Source organism: Kitasatospora sp. NPDC058965, from assembly GCF_042741245.1.
GTDB lineage: Bacteria > Actinomycetota > Actinomycetes > Streptomycetales > Streptomycetaceae > Kitasatospora.
The window spans coordinates 1-7,950 of the sequence record NZ_JBHYKG010000363.1; the positions used below are offsets into that span (position 1 = coordinate 1).

At 76.8% G+C, this 7,950-nt stretch carries 5 protein-coding genes; 2 read left to right on the forward strand and 3 right to left on the reverse strand.

Annotated features, from left to right (window positions below; genetic code table 11):
- The 3 genes from ACFW1A_RS35605 to ACFW1A_RS35615 form a co-directional block, all read right to left on the reverse strand.
- Nucleotides 1–1,020, reverse strand: a 1,020-nt coding sequence (locus ACFW1A_RS35605) for an AAA family ATPase (RefSeq protein WP_380416750.1), incomplete at its 3' end; no start/stop codon positions are given.
- Nucleotides 1,021–1,070: 50 nt separating this feature from the next.
- A complete protein-coding gene (locus ACFW1A_RS35610) occupies nt 1,071–1,265 on the reverse strand; it encodes a hypothetical protein (protein ID WP_380416752.1) in 195 nt (64 codons plus the stop codon).
- Nucleotides 1,195–4,266 (reverse strand): type 2 lanthipeptide synthetase LanM family protein, encoded by a 3,072-nt coding sequence (locus ACFW1A_RS35615; RefSeq protein WP_380416755.1) that lies wholly within the window; start codon nt 4,264–4,266, stop codon nt 1,195–1,197. Before ACFW1A_RS35615 ends, ACFW1A_RS35610 begins: the two co-directional genes overlap by 71 nt.
- A gap of 381 nt (nt 4,267–4,647) precedes the next feature.
- On the opposite strand from ACFW1A_RS35615, the gene ACFW1A_RS35620 reads away from it, so the two are divergent.
- Both ACFW1A_RS35620 and ACFW1A_RS35625 read left to right on the forward strand, forming a co-directional pair.
- Complete coding sequence (locus ACFW1A_RS35620) at nt 4,648–6,456, forward strand: alkaline phosphatase family protein (RefSeq protein WP_380416757.1); 1,809 nt, start codon at nt 4,648–4,650, stop codon at nt 6,454–6,456.
- 264 nt (nt 6,457–6,720) lie between these two features.
- Complete coding sequence (locus ACFW1A_RS35625; protein ID WP_380416759.1) at nt 6,721–7,929, forward strand: globin domain-containing protein; 1,209 nt, start codon at nt 6,721–6,723, stop codon at nt 7,927–7,929.
- Nucleotides 7,930–7,950: the final 21 nt, after the last annotated feature.

The following is a 7,950-nucleotide window of genomic DNA, read 5'->3' on the forward strand; positions in this document are numbered from 1 at the left end:
GTCGGGGACCAGGAGTTGCGCCTCCTCCGCCGCCCGCAGCGCGCCGAGCACGCTCCGCTCGTCGCCCCCGGTGACCACCTGCAGCGTTCCGGCGGAGACCCGGGGCCCGAGCAGCGCGGCCAGCAGGAGCAGTTCACGGGCCCCGGGGCCGAGCCGCTCGGCCCGCCGCCCGTAGGCCCGCACCACGCTCGCCGGGACGGCGGCGGCCAGCTCCCCGGTGCTGCGCCAGCCGTCCCCGTCCCGGACCAGGGCGCCGGTGCCGACCATCTCCGCCAGCAGCTCCTCGGCCAGGTAGGGGCTGCCGCCGCCGACCTCGGCCAGCCGGTCGGCCACCTCCACCGGGACCGCCTCCCGCGGCACCCCGAGGCAGCCGGCCGCGAGCGCCCGGACCTCCCGCGGGCCGAGCGGCCCGAGCTCCCGGACGGTCGCCATCCGGCGCCGCTCGACCGCCTGCACCAGGTCGAACGCCGCTCCCGGTTCGGGCCTCAGCGTGGCCAGCAGCAGCACCGGCAGGTCGGCGACGTTGTCCACCAGGTACTCCACCGCGGCGACGGTGTCGCAGTCCGCGTCGTGCAGGTCCTCCAGCAGCAGCACGCAGCCGCCGCCCCGGCCGAGCGCGGCGAGCAGCCGCAGCAGCGCCTCGGCCAGCTCGATCACGCTCTCCGGCCCCGGCGCCGCGCCGGTGCGCCACTCCGGGACCACCCGGGCCAGCGCCGGCCGGTACGGCACGAGCTCGGGGTCCTGCGGCGGTCCGGTGCGGCGGAAGCGGGAGTTCAGCGCCTCCAGCACCGGGCGGAACGGCTCGCCGACCGCGCTGGAACTGCCCCGGCCGCGCAGCAGCGGCAGCCCGAGGGCCGTGGTCCGCCGGGCACACTCCTCCGCCAGCCGGGACTTGCCGATCCCGGCCTCGCCCGACAGGAAGAGGGCCCGGCCGACGCTGCTCCGAAGGTCCTTCAGAGCAGCGTCGAGCAGCGCGATCTCACTCTCGCGGCCGACCGTGACCGGTGACGTGGTAAGCATGACCGCAGGCTAATCGCTGCCTCCGACCACCTGGTAGGGCCGCCGTGCCGTCAGGCCTCGTGCACGCCGGGGCCGGACATGCTGGTGAGGGCCGTGGTGACCGGCCACCAGCCCGAGCCGTCCGCCAGCAGGTCCGCCCGGCGGCCGAGCGATCCCGCGGTCTGCAGCGTGATCTCACCCGCGGGGTCGGCGGACCGGGTCCGCGGCCGCGGCTTCCAGGAACGGGCCTGGTCGGGAGTCTCCATGGTGGTTCCCTTCCTCTCCTCGGACGTCCCGGCGCGCTGCCGGTGACGCACAGTCGGGCTCGGTGCGCAGCAGCAGCACCGAGGCGGTCCGGTCGGCGAACCCCTGGCGCAGCAGGCCGTGCCCGAGGCCGGCGAGCCCGGTCAGCAGGCCGGGGACCGCCAGGCCGCCGGGGGTGCCGCAGACCGGCTCGCCCCGCTCCAGGGCGGCCAGCAGTCGGCCGGTCCGGCGGTGGCGCGCCGCAGCGGCGAGCGGCCCGGGCAGCGGGGCGGCCGCCTCCAGCAGGCCCAGCTCGCCGTGGCACAGGCTGTGGTCCGCCGCCGGTGCCGACCGGGCGAGTTCGCGCCCGGCCCGGGCCGCCGCGGCCGCCAGGTCGGGGTCGGCCGCCGCGGCCGGCCGGTCGGCCACCGCCAGCGCGACGCCCGCCGGCCCCTCGCACCAGGAGGAGCCGCGCGCCCGGTCGGCGGCGGTGCGCAGGGCCGCGAGTCCGGCCTGCTCGTACCGGCGGCCGCCACCGGCCGCCGCGCAGCCGAGCAGCGCCCAGCCGATCCCGGCCGCGCCGTGCAGCAGGCCCGCCCGGGACGGCAGCGGCCGGGCCACGAGGCGGGCCGCGCAGGCCAGCGCGCCGCGCCGGGCCTCGGCCGCTCCGGTGGCGCGGTGCACGGCGAGCAGGGCCGCCGCCCCGCCGGCCAGGCCCTCGGCGAGCCCTTCGGCCGCTCCTGCGACCGGCGCCCCGGCCGGTCCTGACGAACCGTCGGACGGACCGTCGGCCCAGGTGGCGGACAGCACGGTGAGGGCGGTCGCCGGGGCGACCAGCGCGCGCAGCTCCGGGTCGTCCAGGGCGGCGGCGGTCGCCGCGGCGGCCCAGGCGATGCCGCCCAGCCCCGCGAAGGCGCCCGGTCCGACGGCGGCGGCGTCCGCGGGCCTGGCGGCGAGCCGCTCCAGCAGGACCGGGAGCGGGCGCAGCGCGGTGCGGGCCGCCGCCGCGTACTGCTCGGCCCCGGTGAGCGCGGCGAGTTGGGCCAGGAACAGGGCCACGCCCGGGTAGCCGCAGGCCAGGTCGGCACCGCACGGCCGCAGCTGCCAGTACCGCCCGCCGAGCAGTTCCAGGCCGAGCCAGTTCGCCCGCCCGGGAGCGCGGTGGGCCAGTGCGAGCAGCCGGTCGCCGATGCCGCGGGCGGCGGCGAGCAGGCGGTCCGGATCGGGTGCGGCCGGCGCGGCGGCGCCCGACGGCCCGCCGACCGGGACCGGACGGTGCGGCGGGGTGCTCGGGCCGTGCGGCGGGGTGGTCGACCTGGCGGCCAGCGCCGCCCGGACGATCCACTCCTGGGCCCGGCAGTCGGCCTCGTCCATCGCCCGGATCCGGTCGCCCGCCACGTCGAGGCCCGAGCGCGCCAGGAAGCCGGGGATCCGCTCGCCGGTGCCGCTCCACAGGTCCCGGGAGCCGGGGCGGGTGCCGAACACCGGGATGTCGTCGTCCCAGAGCTGCGCCGCCTCGTGCTCCCGCACGGCGGGGTGCGCGGGACCGCCGAGGTCCTGACTGTCCAGCAGGTCGAACAGCGCGGCCCTGGCCGCCGCGTCCCGCAGCGCCTCGGGGTGGGTCGCCTCCTCGGCCAGCGTCGCGTAGGCCCGGGTGGCCCGCAGCACCACTCTGGCCGGGTCGTCCGCGAACCGGCGCAGCAGTCCGCTCGGCCCCAGCAGCGCGTCCCGGTGTGCGGCGACGGCCCGGTGGCCCGCGCGGAACCCGGCCAGCAGGGCGTCGGCGTGGGCGGCGGGCTCGGCGGGGCCGGGCCGGTTCCCGCCGCCGGCCGCCGTCCCGGGACGGCGGACCAGCCGCATCCGGTCGGTGCCCGGATCGGCCCAGACCGCCCGGTCCACCGGCAGCGGCGCCCCCGGGTCGCCGCCGAGTCCCGAGGCGTCCATCGCGCTCCGGTCACCGAGCAGCAGGATCGGGAGCAGACCGGTGCGCTGCACCGACGCGCCCAGCGCGGCCACCGCCGGGTCCTCGACGCCCGCCGGCACGGCGCCGGGGTGGAAGAGGGTCTCGACGTCGATCAGCAGCGGGTGCTCGCCGCGCGCGATCAGGTTCTCGTAGTGCAGGTCGGTGGCGCCCAGCGCGTGCGCCAGGGCGAGCAGCGCGCCGAGTCGCCGGTAGAAGCGGTCGAGTTCCCCGTCCGTCGCGCACGGGTGCGCCGGCACGTGCTCGACCCAGCCGTAGTCGCCCCGGTCCAGCACGGCCGGTGCCGACAGGTCCGGTACCCCGGGCAGCGCGGCGAACCACCGCACGACCTCGTTGAAGTGGCGGTGCATCGCCGGCGGTCGGGGCTTGTAGACCGCGGAGCGGCCGTCGGCGAACCGCAGGATCGCCACCGCGCGCCCGTGCTGGTGGCCGTCCCCCGCTCCGGTCTCCACCGCCGCCAGGGGGCCGGGGTCGGCCCCGCCCAGCAGGGTCGCGACCAGCTCGGCCCGGTCGGCGGCGAACCGCCCGAGCAGTTCGGCCAGGGCCGCGGTCGTGTGCAGGCAGCGCTGGCCGATCAGGCGGGCGAGCACCGGGTAGGCGTAGCACAGCGCCGTCATGCTCGCCCGGTTCGACAGCAGCTGGACGAAGTCGCGGAACCTGTCCGACGGCGTGTCACCGATCAGTGCGCCGGCCTCCCGGGCCGCGTCGAGCTCCAGCACCAGGGTGCGGGCCGCGCAGCGGGCGAGGGCGTCGGCGAGCCGCGCCGCGTGGGCCGCCCGGATCGCGGCGGCCCCGGCACCGGGCAGCTCGCCCGGCAGGCCGGCGGCCGCTGCCTCGGCGAACGGTGCCAGCAGTGCCGCGAAGCCGGTGAGGCCGGGGAGTTCGGCGGGCAGCGGCACGGACGCCGGCCATCCGGCCAGGGTGTCGTCGACGAAGGCGGCCCAGGCGGGCCGCCCGGCCCGGCCCCGGTCCCCCTCGGCCAGTGCCCGCGACCACCACGGAACGGCGTCCGTCGACACGGCGCGTGCCCGGTCGTCGATCACGTCGTGGAGCTTCCCACGCCCCGGACCTGCCTCACAAGAGTGGCGATCAAGTGCGGCGCGCGGCCGGCGCACCCACCTGACGGTCCCTCAGCACGGCCACCGGGCACGGCGGGCGGCCCGTCGCGGGCCGTGGCCCCCGCCCCGGCCCCCGCCCCGGCGGCCGACCGGGCGCGTCGCTCCGGACGTCGGCCCGCCCGGTCGGCCCGGCCGACCTCCGGAGGGCGAAGTTGTCTGATCAAGCTCCGCCCACTTGTCTGACCAACAGGTGACAACTTGTCTGACCAAGTTTTACCGGAGTTCTTCCCAAGGACAGCGCCGGCCGATACCTATGTGTCCCGTCCACGGCAACCAACCCTCACCCACAGGACGAGGTACCCACCCATGCGCTTGCGCCGCAGCCCCCTGGCCGCCCTCCCCCTCCTCGGCGCGCTGGTCGTCGCCGTCCCGACCCCCACCCCGGCCCAGGCGGCGGTCAGCAGCGGCAACCTGATCGTCAACGGCGATGCCGAGGCCGGCGGCTACTGCACCGGCGACTGGGGCGCGGCCTCCACCGTCCCGGGCTGGACGGTCCAGGCCGGCGGGATCAACACCGTGTGCCAGAGCGCCGGTTCCTTCGGCCTGCCCCAGGACGGCAACACCCCGGGCCGGGCTTTCTTCGCCCCCGGCAACTTCGGCGACGGCTCGATGAGCCAGACCGTGGACGTCTCGTCGGCCGCCGGCGCCATCGACGGCGGCGGCGTCAGCTACAACCTGTCCGGCTGGCTGGGCGGCTGGGGCGCGTACAGCGGCTACGTCGCGGTCGCGCTGCACTTCCGGGACGCGAACGGCGCCCCGCTCGGCCAGACCGCCAAGCTGCCCACGGTCTCCGCGACCGACCGCGGCCTGAGCACCGAGTTCCTCTCCCGCACCAGCACCGGCGCGGTGCCGGCCGGCACCCGCTCGATCCAGGTGGAGGTGCAGTTCCTCTCCACCTCGCACGAGGCCGGCTACCTGGACAACCTCTCCCTCACCCTGAACACCCCGGTCACCGCGCCCGCGCCGGTCGCCCCGCCGGCCTCCGCCGTGCCGGGCTACGACCACGTGTTCACCGTCATGATGGAGAACACCGACTACAGCCAGATCATGAACGACCCGACCGACACCCCGTTCATGCACAGCCTGATGTCCCAGGGCGCCACCCTCACCGACGCGCACGGCGTCTACCACCCCAGCGACGAGAACTACCTCGCCATCGCGGGCGGCGACACCTACACCACGGGCGCCACCTACTGGCCCAACATCAACTCCCCGCAGCGCAACCTGGGCGACACCCTGGAGGCGGCCGGCAAGAGCTGGAAGGCCTACGAGCAGGGCATGGGCACCCCGTGCAACACCACCACCCAGTACGACGCCAAGTACGAGCCGGACGACGCGCCGTTCATCAACTACACCGACATCAGCGGCAACGCGGCCCGCTGCGCGTCGCACCTGTTCGACACCACCCAGCTGACCACCGACCTGCAGTCGGCGGCCACCACGCCGAACTTCTCATGGATCGCCGCCGACGACTACTACGACGGCGAGGCCTCCGGCAACGGCAGCGCCACCAGCCTGCAGGTGCAGGACGGCTGGCTGAAGCAGACGCTGGCGCCCGTGCTGTCCTCCCCCGCCTGGACCCAGCAGCGCTCGCTGCTCGTGCTGACCTGGGACGAGAGCGAGAGCGAGGGCTACAACCACGTGGCCACCGTCGTGCTCGGCTCGCAGGGCACCGTCCCGGCGGGGACCAGCAGCCCGCTGCACTACGACCACTACTCGATCGGCCGGACCATCGAGTCGGCCCTCGGCCTGCCCGGGCTGACCGCCAACGACACCTACGCGACCCCGCTCAACGCCGCCTTCGCCCCGGCCACGGCCACCGGGCCCACGCTGACCGGCGACCTGAACGCGGTGGCCAACGGCGGCAACGCCACCTTCCGCTACGCGCTGCCGGACACCTCCCAGGTCAGCGCGAAGAACTGGGTCGGCGTCTACCCGGCGGGCGTCACCCCGGGCTCGAAGTCCTCGCTGACCTGGGCCTACACCCCGAACCAGAGCGGCGCGGTGACCCTGTCCACCGGCAAGCTCAACGGCGCGGGCGCGTACGACGTGTACTACCTGGCGAACGACGGCTACTCGGTGCTGGCCGGCCCGTTCCGCCTGACCGTCGGCTGACGGGTCCCCGCCTGACGCGCTGCCACCACCTGCGGGCGCACGCCGGTACCCCGGCGTGCGCCCGCCGCGTTCTCCGGCGGTCCGGCCGGGCCGGGGCCGCGCCGGCGGCGGTGGGCCGCCCGGCCCTTCCGGTGGGGCCGTTGGTCCCGGATCCCGCTGCGCCGGGACGTTCGGCCCAACGCGGCGGGCTCCGGCGCTGGTAGACCGGGTACCGGCCCGCTCGCCGGCGCCGACCCACCACCCGCCGCACCCCTTGGAGCCGCCATGCTCTCCGCCGACTCGGCCGCCGTGATCCGCGCCACCCTGCCCGCCGTGGGCGCCGCGCTGGACGAGATCACCAGCCGCTTCTACGCGACCATGTTCGCCGAGCGGCCGGAACTCCTGGACGGGCTGTTCAACCGCGGCAACCAGGCCGACGGCGCGCAGCGCCGGGCCCTGGCCGGCTCGATAGCCGCCTTCGCCGGCGCTCTGGTGCACGACCCCGAGGCCTCCCCCGCGGCGCTGCTGGACCGGATCGCCCACAAGCACGCCGCGGTCGGGGTGACCGAGGACCAGTACACCCTCGTGCACAAGTACCTGTTCGCCGCGATCGCCGAGGTGCTCGGCGATGCCGTCACCCCGGACGTGGCAGCCGCCTGGGACGAGGTGTACTGGCTGATGGCGGCCGCCCTGATCGCCCGTGAGGCCCGGCTCTACCAGGCCGCCGAGGTGCCGCCCGGCGACACCTGGCGGCCGTGGACGGTGGTCGAGCGCCACGACGAGACCCCCGACACGGTGTCCTTCCTGCTCCGGCCCGCCGACGGCGCCCCCGCGCCCCGGGCGCGCGCCGGACAGTACGTCAGCGTCCGGCTGCGGATGCCCGACGGCGTCCACCAGCTGCGCCAGTACAGCCTCTCCTGCGACCCGGCGGCCGACGGCGACCTGCGCCGGATCACGGTCAAGCGGGTCACCGGCGGCGGCACGCCCGACGGCGAGGTCTCCACGCTGCTGCACCGGCGGGTGCGGGCGGGCGACCGGCTCGTGCTGTCCGCCCCGTTCGGCGACGTGGTCCTGACGGACGGCTCCCGGCCGCTGGTGCTCGCGTCGGCCGGGATCGGCTGCACGCCGATGGTCGGCATGCTCGACCACCTGGCCGCCGTCGGCTCCGACCGCGAGGTCCTGGTGCTGCACGCCGACCGCTCGCCCGCCGACCACGCGCTGCGCGCACAGACCCGGGGGCTCGTCGACCGGCTGCCGGGCGCCCGGGCGGTCTTCTGGTACGAGCACCCCGGTGCCGAGGAGCCGGACGCCGAGGTCGGCCGGATGGAGGTCGGCGGGCTCGCGCTGCCCGCGGACGCCGACGTCCACCTGTGCGGCCCGCTGCCGTTCCTGCGCGCCGTCCGCGCGCAGTTCCGGGACGCGGGCGTGCCCGCCGACCGGATCCACTACGAGGTCTTCGGTCCCGACCAGTGGCTGCCTGAGGCCGTCGGCTGAGCACGGGGACGTCGTGCCGTC